This window comes from Pseudomonas sp. MNR3A (genome assembly GCF_009650575.1).
GTDB classification, from domain to species: domain Bacteria; phylum Pseudomonadota; class Gammaproteobacteria; order Pseudomonadales; family Pseudomonadaceae; genus Aquipseudomonas; species Aquipseudomonas machongensis.
Map to the genome: position 1 here is coordinate 42,099 of NZ_VZZS01000001.1, position 14,708 is coordinate 56,806.

The following is a 14,708-nucleotide window of genomic DNA, read 5'->3' on the forward strand; positions in this document are numbered from 1 at the left end:
GCTTGCGTGCGCCGGAACTTGCTATGTCCGCCGGTCTGTCAACCCACGTACAGCTGCCACCCTTCTGTTTGACAGCAGGCAGGTGACCGCATCTCTGAAAGGACGTAGTCATGCTGAAGGTTGTTCCCGACCCACCTCACAACAATCACTCCCTCGAAGACACCATAATCCAAGCCACCGAGTACGCACTCTGCGCACAAACCGTAGCCCATCAAGCGATCCTCCTCCAACCCAAGTCCCCCGTCTCGCTCCTGGTAATGGCTGCCATTCATGAAATGGAAGCGCTGAGGATTTTGCTGGAGTCGGCTTTGATACAGATTCAGATGCCGGCAGAGCCGCAGACGGCTCACTGAGTTGAATGGGATGTGGTGGGGCTGGCCTCTTCGCGGGCAAGTCGGAGCGCCGAACCGCCACTTTCACAACAGAATTGTTCAGCGAGCATCGAGGTTTTCAGGGAGAGGAAGAGATGGATAGAAACGACACCACACCGAACACCACCGTCGGCACAACACGGTTCTACCAAGGCAAGGGCATGACCCAGCCGCTGTTCTGCATCGAGCCGGGCATCCCGTGCGAGCGCGCGCGTGAGCAGGCCTCGGAGTTGATGGGGTATGTGCGCGACATGACCTTGAGCGGGGTGATGGATGAGAACCCGCAACTGGTCTGGGCTTCGTATTACCTGAGTGCCTTGGCCAAGGCATTGATGGACGATGCGGAGCTGGGGATGCGCCGGTAAAAGCGGGTTTATCGGACCTGGAGTTGGGTTGGGTTGGTTGTGGGAGCGGGCTGGTCCCGCGATGGCAGCACCGCGGTGCATGGCACCGGCTATGCCGGTGATCGCGGGGCCTGCGCGGGATGCGGGGGAGTTAGGGCGTCTGAAATAGGCTTGGACGCGCGCGGTGGCTTTGGATGAATAGCGGTTGCTCGTAAGTGACTGCTCTCGACCCAGAGCGACCTTTCGTCCTTAAGTTAGTTTGATGTTCACTCAGTATTCTCGAGGAGCGTAATTAGGATCGGGATACGGTAGCCGGCCGTTTATAAACCTCACAAACTCAAGGAGTTTCTCTAATGCAGTGTGTAGCTCTTCGGTAGTGCCGATAGTTTTTGCCTTGAAAGCGTGAATTGCATTTCTACGTTGTTGAACCATCCGAATCCATGGCTCCCAATCTTCCTCCGGTGACCAGATTTTTTGCCTGAAAAAGAGAATTAGCGGCTCCAGCGTTACTCCGTCTGGATCTTCGATAGCTCCATTTTTCTTTTTTATGGCACAAGCATCCGACAGGTACTCCTTGTAGTACACAGACAAAAATAGCTTCATCTGACCTTCGACTAAAGCACCTAGGTTGACCCAGGCAAGAATGAGCTGGCCATCGCTCAAGCTACCGCACCATGTTGACAATTCCTCTGCCAGCGAACTCTGCCATTCGAGCATCGATTTATTCAGCAGTTCTGCTGCCTCGATTGGGGCCCAACCGTAAGCCTCCTTCCAAAAGCCCATCATGCTTTGAATCAGGTGCGTGGTGCGCTTTATCGTCTCGGGAAGGGGCAGTTGCATTTTCTTTCCATCTCAAAAGGCGGGTGACTGGATGATCTTAAATCAAAATGAATTAGCTATGGCTAGATTTGGCATCGTGAGTGGCAGGTTGCGTTCGGTAGAATTAAGAGCGGCACGTCCTATACTGCATGCCCGGGCTCTCAATATCTTTTTTGGGCAGTTTTTCTCGCCTAAAAAATTACTGTCGTTATTGTGCTCTGACGCAAAGCAGCAGCAGAGCGTTGCTTTGCCCGCGCGACGCTCGTTCGCCTTCATGATTATATCCGATTTAAATTTTAGAAATTAGAGGTCCTTGGAAATCAATTACATTAACAGGCAATCCTTCAATCATTTTCTTCAAGTCGTCATGTTTTTCGCTAGTTGCAATTATGACCTGTCGCTCCATACTACGCGTTTCAGATGCTCTCTCAATAAAAGTTTTGAAATTGACTTCTTTTGTCTCTTGCTGGCGCGGTTCGTCCAGCATTAGCACCCCTAAGTGATTTGTGGTAAGCCCATTCAGATGAAAATCTAACGTCAGCAAGGAGTACAAATATGCCCAAATAACTCGAATGTTATCACTCGCAGATGCCTCTGATCCCAGATCAACGTCGTCAATAGCAGGCTTATAGGTCCGCTTTGAGATCTCAAAGTCTTCTATAGATGTACTTTTGTATTCAAAGTCGCTTAGATTTTCCTTAAATTGCTCAGTTAGCACACTGAGTTTTATATAGTCATTTCGGCTAAACCCATCCCAGGGTAATTTAGAAATTGCACCCGCTACATTTGACCATTCTAACTTTGTGGATATCAATTTTTCTTTGATTTCGGACTCAATATTCAGGGTTCTCTCGATAGCCTCTACTTTTGCCTCTAGTAAAATTTCCTTTCTGAGCTGCGCCCTTGATGGAGCACCTTTAACATCGATAAGGCTTTCTTTTAATGAACGGATTTCAGATCTGGTGAAATTGACCCTGTCTTGCGCCCTGAGTATTAAAGTTCTCTTAGCTAAGGCCTTGTTCTCTTCGCCCTTCCTAAGAGACTCGAAGACAGATACTTGCTTTTCCAAATATTTAATATTGTCGTCTATCCCTAGCGCTGACTGATTGTGCATGTGAGGAAGCAACGAGTCTTGAATAGGTTGATTGCAAGTGGGGCACTGGCCTTCCAAAAACTTGAAGCTCTCAGTAGATCCGTACTCTTGTATCTTCTTTATATCTCGATACTTTCGTAGCCCTTCTTTAACTGACGAGATGCGTTTTTCTATCGAACGTACATAGTCCTCGCTGATATCAATATCTGATAGCAATATTGAGATGGCGGACTCCTCTTCTGAGAGTCTATTCATTAAAAGGCCAAGTTCTTTTTCTTGTGTTTGAACTCTCAAACCGTGCCCTTCACTTGAGGTGGACTCTTTCTTAAGGGCTAATAGTTCCGACTTCAGAGCAATAAGATGATCAAAAAGATTAATCTTTTGTAACTGAGGGTCTAATACATAGAGATTAGTCGTGCTGTTTACTGAATCTTGCTTTCCTATTTCATCACTTATAGACGAGTCAGCGAATGCATATACCTGCTTCGCTGCGGATACTAGCCTCTCGACAGATAGTGCCCAAGTAGCCTCAAGATCATTTTTCTTGACAGCTAACAGCTGTCTCTTTCGATTGTTTTCTTGAATATCTAAGGCTAGATTGTATTCTAGAACCCGACTTGCCAGATCTTTAATGCCAAGATAAGTTGGAAGCACGTTGAGGATCCCTCCCCACCCCCTAGTTTGCTCGACATAATTTACCGAAAATATCGATTCCAGATAAAGTGGACAAGTGCTTCCATCGTACTTGACAACTTGGGGGTCTTCTATATCAAGAAATTTCTCAAGAAAATTATGAAACCCGCGCTCTCTAGCAGCCGAGCCTGGATCTCTAACAAAAAAATCAGAGAAGGTAGAGTCGGAAAGGAAATTTATTTCGTTAATCGATTTTTCATATACCGATATAATTCTGTTTTTCTCTTCTATACTACTCCTGGCGACTGTGATTACCTTGCCGTTAATATTGGAGATTTCTAGATAGATTTTTGATTCTGTTACTAGCGCATAGCATCCGTCCGCTTTTTTTAGTCTCGTAGTCAAAGCTGACTTTAAAGGGCTCTTTCTACTCGGGCCTAAGTTGCCCTCTAATCCTAGTGCGTATACAATACTCTGAACGCAGGTGGATTTGCCGAGGGTGTTGTCAGCTCTAATAATATTCAGGCCGTATGAAAAAGGGATGTCCGCACCAAAATTCCCTTCGTTTGTTCTGGATATTATTTTCAGCCTATTTATCTTAAGCTTGCTCACGGAAATCACCAGATATGAGTTTGTCTACGACAGCGTCGGTAAAGAAAGATTTGCTGAAATTTTTCATAAACTCCTTTTCCTTTATAAAAACGTCCTTGTCTGTATCGATTGCCTTTGCAAAAGCCATGCCCTTATCCGACAGTTTTACACTTTTCGACGGCTCCAGCTCGAAAATCCCCTCACCCAACCCTATATCAATAGCTCGGTCTACAAGCGGGTCAAACCTAACATTAACACTAGTGAATAGATCTTGGACCTCAGAGGAATAGTTCTTGCGCTTTTCATTGGATGAAATTATGGAACTAAGAGCTTGTATTTTTTTGGCGCCAGCCTTGTTTCCGGAGCTCAGCTTAAGCAAAATTAGCGCAATTAAAGAAAGCCTCCATAGCGGCCTGAATTCCGGCTCTACTGGAGTTCCGCTCTGGCGAAAGACAACTTTGCTTGGTACGGTGTCGAGAATATCCATCATTCAAAGTCCAAATTACAGCGCATAAGCCAGTCAGCCACCGTTCCAGCAGCAATACAGTCTAAGTTGTCTTCGTGGAGCTTACTCTTTTTTGCTAAAACTTCTTTGAGGGCAGTTATTTGCTGGGCCGGACTTTTCTGTTGGCTTTCAAAATATTCGATATGTAACCTTTCCTCTCTCTCTATAACCCCGGAGGCAATTTGAGAGTGATACTCTGGGTATTCTTGCTTTAAGTTTCCAAGCATATTTTGAGCGTAGATCGCCTGTTTAAGCATAACATCTCTCGCTTTCTCAATTTGAGCAGGAGATGCTGGCTTTAGCTTGGTTAGCTTTACCTCTACGTTATTTACAAAATCTGACTTATCCGTCTGGAACGCATTGACCTCAATATCAGACACCGTCTCTCGCTCTAACCTAAGAACCCTAACTCCCTGCTCGAGCAGCTCTGCCTCTTCACTCTTAAATGTATTTCTATCCCAAACCAATACATGAAAATCGTTATTGTCAACGTAAGCCAATTTAGCCTTGATAACTTCGGCAGTTTTAGCGGATGCATGGGCATTCAGATGTTTCGAGAGGTGATTAGGTACGACCAGAATCCAACGTTTGATTTTCGTTCCGCCCAGTATGCTTGACAAGGTTCCTTTTTTATTTTCTATAAATTTGCTTATATCGGTTGTCATTTTATCGCGCTGCTTATCATAAAGCTGCTCCATGGTGCAGAGCTCTTCCGGGCAAAAAGCTTGATAAGCATTGCCACAAAAGGAAAAACCTTCAATCCCAGCATCGCCATTATGCCGGTCTGGTATGGGGACATAGTTTTCTTGACCATGCTTTATTCTGAGCAGATCATTTATATGCTCTTCCCATTCCTTTCTTTCCCAGACTTTGTTAGGACTAATTTCCATAAATTACCCGTCATGCCGACTACATAGGTCTGTAAAATGGCACGCCTCAAAAGAGGAGCTAGAGATTTTTATTTGATAGAAAGTATTTTGGCGTTTGGAAGAATCCATTCTCTATAACTCATGATTTCATTAACTGGAACAGGCTCAATGCCATTATGCAAGATTAGTCGAGAAGGGCCGTATGCGACAAGCTCTTTGACTAAGCTGCTGACAGGCAGCTATGGGTCGAAAACTGTCGTTCAAGATTGACCGGTTTTGGGGGCTTTCATACCTCAATGCGCCAGAGGGTAGCTTTCTCATATGAGGTAAAGCCCTTTGAGCATCCTCCATCATTCTGCAAGGCCCTTTTAATGGGGTCGAAACTTGGAGATGAATGGGAGCGATGGGGGGCTCTAAAGCAGCCCAACCATTGAATCCAATCACTTTCGTATCGATACGCCTCTCTCCCTCACCATTCCCAACTTGCACCATCCCCCACACCCAGCTAAATTCCCCCAGTCGCCGAAGCATCGGCGATTCGACCTTGGCCGGTCGGAATCGAAAGGCGCATCAGCGCCACATCGTCATCGCAGGCGCTTTTTTTGTGCCCGTGATGTCGAGTCATGGCAGTGGTGCGCGGGACACCTTCGGGTGTGCCGGGCTCCTTTCGTCCCGGTCGGCCAACCCGCGTACTGCTGCCACCTCAACTTGCTTGGCCGCGAGCGGTGGCAGTTCCACAACGAAAGGAACTCATGCATGACCACTGCACATCCGTCGAAGATCCTCGCATTCGCGCTCCGCCACTGCTTACCGGTTTCGGTATCGCGATCCCATCGTTTCTCCCTCCATCACAGCCCGTTCATCCGCGAAGCGAAGCAGGTGCCTCATGACTGACCATGAACGGCTTTCCACAATCCAATCTTACGCGTGGACCCTGGAGCTACTGAGCGAGGCCCTGGCTCAGCAGGATGAGCTGCTGGAGTGCGAGCACAATCCGCAATTGGGTGTTCGAGGTACGGCGGGAATTCATCAGGCGATCCGCATCATCAGTCGGTTGACGGCGGAGGAGTGTGGGAGGGTGATTGAATTGGTGGGAGAGCCTGGCGAGTGATGCTTGGCTTTTGATTGCAGGGGGCGCTTTGCGGCCCTTTCGCGGGACAAGTCGGGGCGCCGAACCGCCGCCCCTACAGGGATTGGGCCGGAACAAGCCAGTTGATCCCGCAAAGTTCGCTACAGGGGCTTCAGACCTCGCTCATTCGCTCGACCCGCGCTGCCAGCCCTGAGCGCATATCACTACCGCTAGGCTGCTGATACAGACTGAACCCAAACTCCGGCAACACCGCCGGCAGGTAATCGAAGCTATCCCCCTGGATCCGTTCGTACTCGGCCAACACCGTGGTGCGGGTAAAGCAGCCGATCTCCAGCGGCACACCCTCGGCGCTGGTCTGCATCTGGCGGACCATGCAGGACGCGGGAGCACGTGCGCACTGACTCACACCCAAAGCGCCAGCAGTGCTGCTGCAAGTGCAGGAGGCATCACCAGCAGCCCTAGGCGCAAAAAGTGCCAGGCGCTGACATGCGCCCCTTCGCGACGGATCGCCACCAACCACAAAAGGGTGGCCAGTGATCCGGTAATCGACAGGTTCGGCCCCAGGTCGACGCCGATCAGCAGCGCAGCGGTCACCTGCTGCGGCAGGGGCACCAGCGAACCCATGGACCCGGCTATCAGTCCAGTCGGCAAGTTGTTCATCAGGTTGCTGGCGATGGCCACGCCCACGCCTCCCACCCAACTCGCCCCGATCGTCGAGTCTGCGGCCAGAGCAGCCAGCCCCTGGGCAAGCTGCACTATCAGGCCGGTCTGGGCGACAGCTTCGACCAGTATGAACAAGCCCGCCACCAACGGCAGCACACCCCACGCTACATGGCGTAGCACCGGCATCGGGCTGCGCCGCTGGCGTAAGTGGATCAGTGCTGTGGTGGCCACGCCGGCACAGAAGGTCGGCAGGCCTAGTGCCCGGTCCAGCGCTGAGGCTCCCAGCAGCAGAATTGCCGTGAGCACGATGCCCACTGCGCATAGACGGGCGCCCAGAGACAGCGGCTGGTTATCCACATTCAGGGTCAGCGGTTGGCGGATCTGCCGGCGTTGGGTCAGGCGCAGCACCAGATAGGTCACAGCGATTGCCGCAAGCGATGGCAAGCTGAACTGCCTCAGCCACTCCAGTAGCGGGGGCATCTGGCTGCCGAAGACTACCAGATTGGCCGGATTGGAAATCGGCAGCACGAAACTGGCGGCGTTGGCGATGAAGGCGCAGATCAACAGGTAGGGCAAAGGCTCGGCCTTGGCAGCCTTGCACGCCGCATACACCGCGGGAGTCAATACCACCGCCGTTGCATCGTTGGACAGGAACACGGTGACCAGCGTACCCACCAGAAATACCAGGTCGAACAGCCTTTGCCCCGAACCTCGGGCGTGGCGGACCGCGTAGCGGGCCAGCCAGTCGAACAGCCCCTCCTGGCGTGCAAGCTCGGCCAGTACCATCATGCCGATCAGGAAGAGGTACACGTCGCCGCCTTCGGCCACTGCCGCCAGAGCGCTGCGCGGTGTGATCAGGCCCAGGCCTGTCAGTAGCAGCGCACCGCCCATGGCCCAGACGTATTCCGGGATCCGCCAGGGGCGCAGGATGACACCGCAGGTTGCCAGAGCGGCTATCGTCCAGATGATCGGGGCGTTTTCGCTGTAAGGCATGAGGCGTCTAGTTTCCGGCAGGGGTAGGCAGGGGCGATGGCGCGACGCCCGGATGAGTCTCCGGCAGCGCCATCAGCACTATTGCGAAGGCGACCGCGGCAATGCCGGCCAAGGTCAGGAATGCCGCATCGTAGCCGGCTGCTTGAACAACCAGCCCGGCAATCCCAGGGCTGAGCGCAGCGCCCAGTCCGAACACCGCCGTCAGCGCGCCAAGGCTGAAATTGAAGCGCCCGGTGCCTTCGGTCAAATCCTTGATCACGATCGGGAACAATGCTCCGAAGATGCCTGCGCCGATTCCATCGAGCAATTGCACGCCAACCAGCCAGAATGGGTTGTCGGACGCCACGTACAGGGCTCCGCGCAGCGGTAGGATGAAAAAGCCGGCCAGAAGGAACGGCCTGCGCCCCCAGGTCTCGGCCTTTGCCCCTACCAGCAGCGCCATCGGCACCATCACCAACTGCGCTGCGACGATGCAAGCGGATGTGAGTGGAGTGGCCAAGCGCAGGTCGACTTGCGATAGCTTCTGGCTCACCAGCGGCAGCATCGCCGCGTTGGCCAAGTGGAACAACGCGCAGCACACAGCGAATACCAAGAGCGTGCGGTTGTGCAGGAGGACCCTGAACCTGGCAAGGTTTTCAGCACAACCCGGACCATGGACAAGGCCGCGAGCCACCTGGTGGTCGATGGCGGCTGCTGGCACACGCCACATCGCCACGATGCTGGCTACGGTCATGACCGCCATGAGATAGAACACCACCACCGGGCCGAACAGGTACGCCAAGCCACCGGCCAGCAATGCTGAGCAGGCATTGCCCGCATGGTTGAACGTCTCGTTGCGACCCACCCTTCGCGTAAAGGCCTTGGGGCCTGTGATGCCCAGCGAGATGGCGGCAATCGCCGGAGCGAACAGCGAGCCTGCTATGGCACCGATCGTCTGGGTCAAGGCCACCCCGGCGAACGACGAAATCCACGGCAGCAGCAGGCAGCTGCCGGTCACCAGCACGGCGGCGATCACGACCACCGCGTGTTTGGCTGTCGTGCGGTCAATCAAGGCTCCAGCCGGAGTTTGCGCCACCAGTGCAGCGATGCCTGCCAGGCTCATCACCAGGCCAATGCTCGCCGGCTGCCACTGGTGCACGGCAAGCAGATAGATGGCGAGGTAGGGGCCGAGTCCGTCACGCACGTCCGCCAGGAAGAAGTTCAGCCAGTCAAGGGCACGGTCGTGCGAAGCGGCGCAGCTTGAGTGTTCCATGGACGCAGTCTCTAAAAACAAGGGGGGAGCGCGATGGGCAGTTACTGGACGCGCGCAGGCCTGATAAAGCAGCTGTCTGATGCCCATCAGTCCAACGCACTTCCTGCACTGTAGGCCAGCGCGCCCCTATCTGTACGCGGCTCTGTCGTTGACATAGGACTTGCTCAAATGGTTCGGCACACGATCGCTCAGCACGCAGATCATTTGCGGCTTAAACGGGGCAACCGATAAGTGCGGCTACGCGTTGCGCAAGCGAGGTACTGGCAGGGAGGCGCGAGCTGCTATGCGGCTTTTAGGTGGAAACCCAAGAGTTTGAGCTTCCATTGGCTATCGGATGCGGCTTTTCATTGCAGAGGGCCGCTTTGCGCCCCCTTCGCGGGGCAAGTCGGGGCGCCGAACCGCCGCATCCATAGGGGGAGCGCTTTTTAGGCCTCGCTCATCCGCTCAACCCGCGCCGCCAGCCCCGAGCGCATATCACTACCGCTAGGCTGCTGATACAGACTCAACCCAAACTCCGGCAACACCGCCAGCAGGTAATCGAAGATATCCCCCTGAATCCGCTCGTACTCGGCCCACACCGTGGTGCGGGTAAAGCAGTAGATCTCCAGCGGCACACCCTCGGCGCTGGTCTGCATCTGGCGGACCATGCAGGTCATGTTGGGGTGCACGTCGGGGTGGTTCTTCAGGTACGCCAGGGCGAATGCGCGGAAGGTGCCGATGTTGGTCAGCTTGCGGCGGTTGGCCGAGAGTTCGGCGACCAGGCCCTGGGCTTCGTTCCAGTCGTGCAGCTCCTTGCGCTTGGTCGCGAGGTAGTCGCCGAGCAGGCGCACGCCGCCCAGGCGCTGTTCTTCTTCGAGGGTGAGAAAGCGCACGCCGGTGGCGTCGATGAACAGGCTGCGCTTGATGCGACGGCCGCCGGACTGCTGCATGCCGCGGTAGTTGCGGAACGACTCGCTCATCAGGCGCCAGGTGGGGATGGAGACGATGGTCTTGTCGAAGTTCTGCACCTTGACCGTATGCAGGGTGATGTCGATCACATCACCGTCGGCGCCGACCTGGGGCATTTCGATCCAGTCGCCGACGTGGAGCATGTCGTTGCTGGTCAACTGCACGCTGGCAACGAACGACAGCAGGGTGTCCTTGTACACCAACAACAGCACGGCCGACATCGCACCCAGGCCCGACAGCAGCAACAGCGGCGAGCGGTCGATCAGGGTGGCGACGATGACGATGGCGCTGAACACCCACAGCACCATCTTCGCCAGTTGCACATAGCCCTTGATCGAGCGGGTGCGGGCGTGTTCGGTGCGGGCGTAGATGTCCAGCAGGCCGTCGAGCAGGCACGACAGGGCGCGGGTGAGGAACAGCAGGGTGACGGCCAGGGCCAGGTTGCCAAGAAAATGCTGGGCGGTGGCCGAGAGCTCCGGCACCAGTTTCAGGCCGAACTGCAGAATCAGTGACGGCGTGGTCTGCGCCAGGCGGTGGAAGACCTTGTTGTGGCGCAGGTCGTCGAGCCAGCGCAGCGGTGGCTGGCGGGCCAGCAGGCGGGTGCTGTGCAGCAGCAGGAAGCGCGCCAGGCGGCCGACCAGCAGCGAGACCAGCAGCAGGACCAGCACACCGAGGGAGGCGTGCAGCATTGGGTGTTGGTCGAGGGTGCCCCAGAGGTCCAGGGTGTCGTGCCAGATTCGTTGGATATCCATGTAATCAATGCATTCAGTGGGTCGAACGGAGCGCCATTAGAGCGCGGAAACCGCGAATGTTGCCAAAAGATATTCGGCTACAGCCGCGGAAAACGTTACCCTATGCAACCGAATTGTCCGCATCTGTCTGAGGTACACCCGTGTTTTCCCAATTCGCCCTGCACGAACGCCTGCTCAAAGCCGTGGCCGAGCTGAAATTTGTCGAGCCGACCCCGGTGCAGGCGGCGGCCATTCCCCTGGCCCTGCAAGGGCGTGACCTGCGGGTCACGGCGCAGACCGGCAGCGGCAAGACCGCAGCTTTCGTGCTGCCGCTGCTCAACCGCCTGGTCGACCTGAGCGGGCCACGGGTCGAGATCCGTGCGCTGATCCTGCTGCCGACCCGCGAGCTGGCGCAGCAGACCCTCAAGCAGGTGCAACTGTTCTCGCAGTTCACCTACATCAAGTCTGGCCTGGTCACCGGCGGTGAAGACTTCAAGGAACAGGCGGCGATGCTGCGCAAGGTGCCGGACGTGCTGATCGGCACTCCAGGTCGCCTGCTCGAGCAGCTCAATGCCGGCAACCTCGACCTCTCTCACGTGCAGGTGATGATCCTCGACGAAGCCGACCGGATGCTCGACATGGGCTTTGCCGAAGATATGGAGCGCCTGTGCAAGGAGTGCGAGAACCGCGAGCAGACCCTGCTGTTCTCCGCCACCACCGGCGGTGCGGCGCTGCGCGACATCATCGGCAAGGTATTGAAAGACCCTGAGCACCTGATGCTCAACAGCGTCTCGCAACTGGCCGAAGGCACTCGCCAGCAGATCATCACCGCCGACCACGACCAGCACAAGGAAGCGATCGTGCAGTGGTTGCTGGCCAACGAGACCTTCGACAAGGCGATCATCTTCACCAACACCCGCGCCTTGGCCGACCGCATTTACGGTCACCTGGTGGCCAAGGATGTGAAGGCGTTCGTCCTGCACGGCGAGAAAGACCAGAAGGACCGCAAGCTGGCCATCGAGCGCTTCAAGCAGGGCAGCTCCAAGGTGCTGGTGGCCACCGACGTGGCGGCCCGTGGCCTGGACATCGACGGCCTGGACCTGGTGATCAACTTCGACATGCCGCGCAGTGGTGACGAGTACGTGCACCGCGTGGGCCGTACCGGCCGTGCCGGTGGCGAAGGCCTGGCGATCTCGCTGATCACCCACAACGACTGGAACCTGATGTCGAGCATCGAGCGCTACCTCAAGCAGCAGTTCGAGCGCCGCGTCATCAAGGAGGTCAAGGGCACCTACAGCGGGCCGAAGAAGGTCAAGGCTTCGGGCAAGGCAGTGGGCGCGAAGAAGAAAAAGGTCGACAAGAAGACCGGCGAGAAGAAGACCGCCGCCAAGCGCAAGCCGACCGCCAAGCCGCGCCCGAACGCGCCGCTGGCCAGCTCCGATGGCCTGGCACCGCTGAAGAAGCGTACGCCGAAGGCAGAATAACGCCCCCCACCCCTGTGGGAGCGGCCTTGTGCCGCGATCGGGCGCGAAGCGGCCGTAACCCAGTCACCGTGGTGTTCCAGAAACATCCCGGCTGCCTGGTTTGCGGCCGTGTCGCGTCCGATCGCGGGACAAGTCGGGGCGCCGAACCCCGCTCCCACAAAGGCTGTCAGGCTGCTTGATTCAGCCCGCCTTTTGCTCCGCCTCTTTCAACTCCTTCACCCGCTTGTCGATCAGCTGGCATTTGTCCGGCAAGTCCTTGCTCGCCGTCCCTAGCTCCATACCCTGGAGCTCATCATTTATCTCCTTGGCCTTCTGCGGGTTCTGCTCGGTCAGCTGAGTCACCAGCTTGGCCAGTTCCTCGCGCTTTTGCGTGGCTTCTTCCGGTGTGCAGGCCCAGGCGGGCAGGGCGCAGGACAGGGTGGCGAGCAGGGTGATGCGGCATATAACGTTCATGGCGCTTGCTCCTTGTGCAGTCTATCGGTGGAGTCTGGTCGGCCAGCAAAGGTTCAGCATGTAGGCGTTTGCCATTGATGTGATGGCAAATTGACGTCAAAAGGCCATCTCTGTATCCTCCGTCCCCACTTTTTCACCGCCCAGGGACTGGAACATGGCGACAGGGTTTCGCACACGCCTTTTCAGCGCGATCCTCATGCTGACTGCAAGCATGCCTGCCCTGGCGGCCTCGCCGCTGGAGCAGGAACTGATACGTGACCGCCAGGATCGCCTGCTGCAAGAGCAGCAGCGGCGCATCGAAGAGCTGCGCAATCTGCCCGGCAGCACGGCGCCGCCGAGTGCCGTACCGGCGCCTGATGACAGCCGCTGCTTCACCATTCGCACCATCACCCTCAAGGGTGCCGACAGCCTCACCGAGACCGAGCGCGAGCGCCTGCTCAAGCCGTTCATTGGTCAGTGCCTGGGTGTCAGCCAGCTCAACGAGCTCCTCAAGGTCATCACCAACCATTATCTGGATCGTGGCCAAGTGACCAGCCGCGCCTACTTGCCGCAGCAGGACCTGTCCACCGGGCACCTGCAGGTGTTGGTGGTAGAGGGGCGCCTGGAGAGTTTGCGCGCAGCTCCCGACAGCAGGCTGAGCGATCGGGAGCTGGCCATGGCTTTTCCCGGCGCGCCCGGTGAGCGTCTGAACCTGCGTGAGATCGAGCAGATGGTCGACCAGCTCAACCGTCTGCCTTCGAACAAGGCGCAGATGGAGCTGGTCCCTGGCGAGGCGGTGGGTGGCAGCCAGGTGCTCGTACGCAATCAGGCGCAGAAGCCCTGGCGGGCTTCGCTGTCGCGCAACAACGAAGGCCAACGCAGCACCGGCGAGCAGCAGGTCAACCTAGGCTTCGAGTGGGACAGCCCGCTGGGCCTGGCCGACCAGTTGGTGCTACGCGGTGCCCACGATGTGGTCAGCGATCACACCAAGGGGGCGAAGAACGGGGTACTGGCCTACAGCCTGCCCTGGGGCTGGTGGAACTTCTCGTACAGCTACAGCGCGTCCGACTACCGCTCCGTAGGCCAGGCCAACGGCTTCGACTTCAAACAGACCGGCGATAGCCAGAATCATCAATTGCGCGTCGATCGTGTACTGCATCGCGACGCCACGAGCAAGACCTCGGTCAACCTGGGCGTTGCCCATCTGCGCACCCGCAACTACATCGAAGACAGCCTGCTGCGAGCCAGCAGCAACCGTCTGAGCGAAGCGCAGTTTGGCATCAACTACGGTCGGCGCCTGGGCACGGCCTTCGTCAACCTCGACCTGGGCACGCAGGAGGGCATAGGTGCCTTCGATGCCCAGGGCAACGGCAATCCGCGACCTGGCGAGCCGGTGGCGCGCTATCGCAAGTACACCGCGACGGTCAGTTACGTGCAGGGCTTTGAGGTATTCGGCGAGCAGTTGAGCGTTACCAGCCTGGCTACTGCCCAGCGCAGCGAGGACGTGTTGTTCAGCCCGCAGCGCATAAGCCTGGGCGGGTTGTCGTCTGTGCGTGGTTTCAAGGACCAGTCGCTGTCCGGCGACAGCGGCGCCTACTGGCGCAGCGACCTGCGCTGGACGCGCCCGGTGACCTGGTCCGTCGCACAGCCGGTGATTGCCGAATACGGGATGGGCCTGGGCTACGACCTGGGTGTGATCCGCAACGACCGCTACAACGGCGACCGCCATGGCCGCGCCAGCAGCCATTCGCTGGAGCTGTTCGCCCGGGGCCGTCACCTGGCGGCCAGTGTGACTTTTGCCCGCAGCCTCGAACGCCCGGATGCCCTGCCCGACAAGGAGCATCCGGTATACCTGCGCCTCGATTTCTTCATCTGATTCGTGCTTTGAGC

At 56.5% G+C, this 14,708-nt stretch carries 13 protein-coding genes and 1 pseudogene; 5 read left to right on the top strand and 9 right to left on the bottom strand.

Translation table 11 applies throughout. From position 1 onward, the window contains the following. The first annotated feature begins 110 nt into the window (after nt 1-110). Together F6X62_RS00190 and F6X62_RS00195 are read left to right on the top strand one after the other, a co-directional pair. Nucleotides 111-353: a hypothetical protein gene (locus F6X62_RS00190; protein WP_153772362.1), complete on the top strand. Its 243-nt coding sequence runs from the start codon at nt 111-113 to the stop codon at nt 351-353. A 113-nt stretch (nt 354-466) separates the two neighbouring features. Beyond that, nucleotides 467-736, top strand: a complete 270-nt coding sequence (locus F6X62_RS00195) for a DUF3077 domain-containing protein (protein ID WP_153772363.1) — start codon at nt 467-469, stop codon at nt 734-736. Nucleotides 737-985: 249 nt separating this feature from the next. Here the strand turns inward: F6X62_RS00195 and F6X62_RS00200 are convergent, their stop codons facing one another. The 4 genes from F6X62_RS00200 to F6X62_RS00215 all read right to left on the bottom strand — a co-directional run bounded on the left by F6X62_RS00200 (nt 986) and on the right by F6X62_RS00215 (nt 5,246). Next, nucleotides 986-1,555, bottom strand: a complete 570-nt coding sequence (locus tag F6X62_RS00200) for a hypothetical protein (RefSeq protein ID WP_234465147.1) — start codon at nt 1,553-1,555, stop codon at nt 986-988. 268 nt (nt 1,556-1,823) lie between these two features. Continuing rightward, entirely contained in the window at nt 1,824-3,872 is a 2,049-nt protein-coding gene (locus F6X62_RS00205) for a hypothetical protein (RefSeq protein WP_153772364.1), read from the bottom strand. After that, nucleotides 3,859-4,341, bottom strand: coding sequence for a hypothetical protein (locus F6X62_RS00210; RefSeq protein ID WP_153772365.1), 483 nt, complete (start codon nt 4,339-4,341; stop codon nt 3,859-3,861). The genes F6X62_RS00205 and F6X62_RS00210 overlap by 14 nt, the downstream gene beginning before the upstream one ends. Beyond that, a complete protein-coding gene (locus F6X62_RS00215; protein WP_153772366.1) occupies nt 4,338-5,246 on the bottom strand; it encodes a hypothetical protein in 909 nt (302 codons plus the stop codon). Before F6X62_RS00215 ends, F6X62_RS00210 begins: the two co-directional genes overlap by 4 nt. Before the next feature lie 865 nt (nt 5,247-6,111). Between F6X62_RS00215 and F6X62_RS00220 the strand changes: the two genes are divergently transcribed. Continuing rightward, nucleotides 6,112-6,336, top strand: coding sequence for a hypothetical protein (locus F6X62_RS00220; protein WP_153772367.1), 225 nt, complete (start codon nt 6,112-6,114; stop codon nt 6,334-6,336). A gap of 130 nt (nt 6,337-6,466) precedes the next feature. On the opposite strand, the pseudogene F6X62_RS00225 reads toward F6X62_RS00220, so the two are convergent. The 4 genes and pseudogenes from F6X62_RS00225 to F6X62_RS00240 all read right to left on the bottom strand — a co-directional run. Then, nucleotides 6,467-6,694, bottom strand: a pseudogene (locus F6X62_RS00225) (mechanosensitive ion channel family protein); the annotation flags it as partial. 23 nt (nt 6,695-6,717) lie between these two features. Further along, nucleotides 6,718-7,971, bottom strand: coding sequence for an arsenic transporter (locus F6X62_RS00230; RefSeq protein ID WP_153772368.1), 1,254 nt, complete (start codon nt 7,969-7,971; stop codon nt 6,718-6,720). A gap of 7 nt (nt 7,972-7,978) precedes the next feature. Continuing rightward, the gene (locus F6X62_RS00235; RefSeq protein ID WP_153772373.1) at nt 7,979-9,223 is read right to left on the bottom strand and encodes an MFS transporter; all 1,245 of its coding nucleotides are present in this window, start codon (nt 9,221-9,223) and stop codon (nt 7,979-7,981) included. Between the two features lie 425 nt (nt 9,224-9,648). Further along, a complete protein-coding gene (locus F6X62_RS00240; RefSeq protein ID WP_054893287.1) occupies nt 9,649-10,923 on the bottom strand; it encodes a mechanosensitive ion channel family protein in 1,275 nt (424 codons plus the stop codon). 140 nt (nt 10,924-11,063) lie between these two features. Here F6X62_RS00240 and F6X62_RS00245 point away from each other — a divergent pair, with 140 nt between their 5' ends. Beyond that, the gene (locus F6X62_RS00245) at nt 11,064-12,386 is read left to right on the top strand and encodes a DEAD/DEAH box helicase (RefSeq protein WP_065861475.1); all 1,323 of its coding nucleotides are present in this window, start codon (nt 11,064-11,066) and stop codon (nt 12,384-12,386) included. A gap of 180 nt (nt 12,387-12,566) precedes the next feature. Here the strand turns inward: F6X62_RS00245 and F6X62_RS00250 are convergent, their stop codons facing one another. After that, nucleotides 12,567-12,839, bottom strand: a complete 273-nt coding sequence (locus tag F6X62_RS00250) for a hypothetical protein (protein WP_065861476.1) — start codon at nt 12,837-12,839, stop codon at nt 12,567-12,569. 196 nt (nt 12,840-13,035) lie between these two features. On the opposite strand from F6X62_RS00250, the gene F6X62_RS00255 reads away from it, so the two are divergent. After that, nucleotides 13,036-14,694, top strand: coding sequence for a ShlB/FhaC/HecB family hemolysin secretion/activation protein (locus tag F6X62_RS00255; RefSeq protein ID WP_256673803.1), 1,659 nt, complete (start codon nt 13,036-13,038; stop codon nt 14,692-14,694). The last annotated feature ends 14 nt before the right edge of the window (nt 14,695-14,708 follow it).

Coding starts and splice junctions, on each gene's coding strand:
- F6X62_RS00215 (WP_153772366.1), bottom strand. CDS start 5,246: ATGGAAATTAGTCCTAACAAAGTCTGGGAAAGAAAGGAATGGGAAGAG.
- F6X62_RS00220 (WP_153772367.1), top strand. CDS start 6,112: ATGACTGACCATGAACGGCTTTCCACAATCCAATCTTACGCGTGGACC.
- F6X62_RS00255 (WP_256673803.1), top strand. CDS start 13,036: ATGCTGACTGCAAGCATGCCTGCCCTGGCGGCCTCGCCGCTGGAGCAG.
- F6X62_RS00190 (WP_153772362.1), top strand. CDS start 111: ATGCTGAAGGTTGTTCCCGACCCACCTCACAACAATCACTCCCTCGAA.
- F6X62_RS00195 (WP_153772363.1), top strand. CDS start 467: ATGGATAGAAACGACACCACACCGAACACCACCGTCGGCACAACACGG.
- F6X62_RS00230 (WP_153772368.1), bottom strand. CDS start 7,971: ATGCCTTACAGCGAAAACGCCCCGATCATCTGGACGATAGCCGCTCTG.
- F6X62_RS00200 (WP_234465147.1), bottom strand. CDS start 1,555: ATGCAACTGCCCCTTCCCGAGACGATAAAGCGCACCACGCACCTGATT.
- F6X62_RS00235 (WP_153772373.1), bottom strand. CDS start 9,223: ATGGAACACTCAAGCTGCGCCGCTTCGCACGACCGTGCCCTTGACTGG.
- F6X62_RS00250 (WP_065861476.1), bottom strand. CDS start 12,839: ATGAACGTTATATGCCGCATCACCCTGCTCGCCACCCTGTCCTGCGCC.
- F6X62_RS00210 (WP_153772365.1), bottom strand. CDS start 4,341: ATGATGGATATTCTCGACACCGTACCAAGCAAAGTTGTCTTTCGCCAG.
- F6X62_RS00240 (WP_054893287.1), bottom strand. CDS start 10,923: ATGGATATCCAACGAATCTGGCACGACACCCTGGACCTCTGGGGCACC.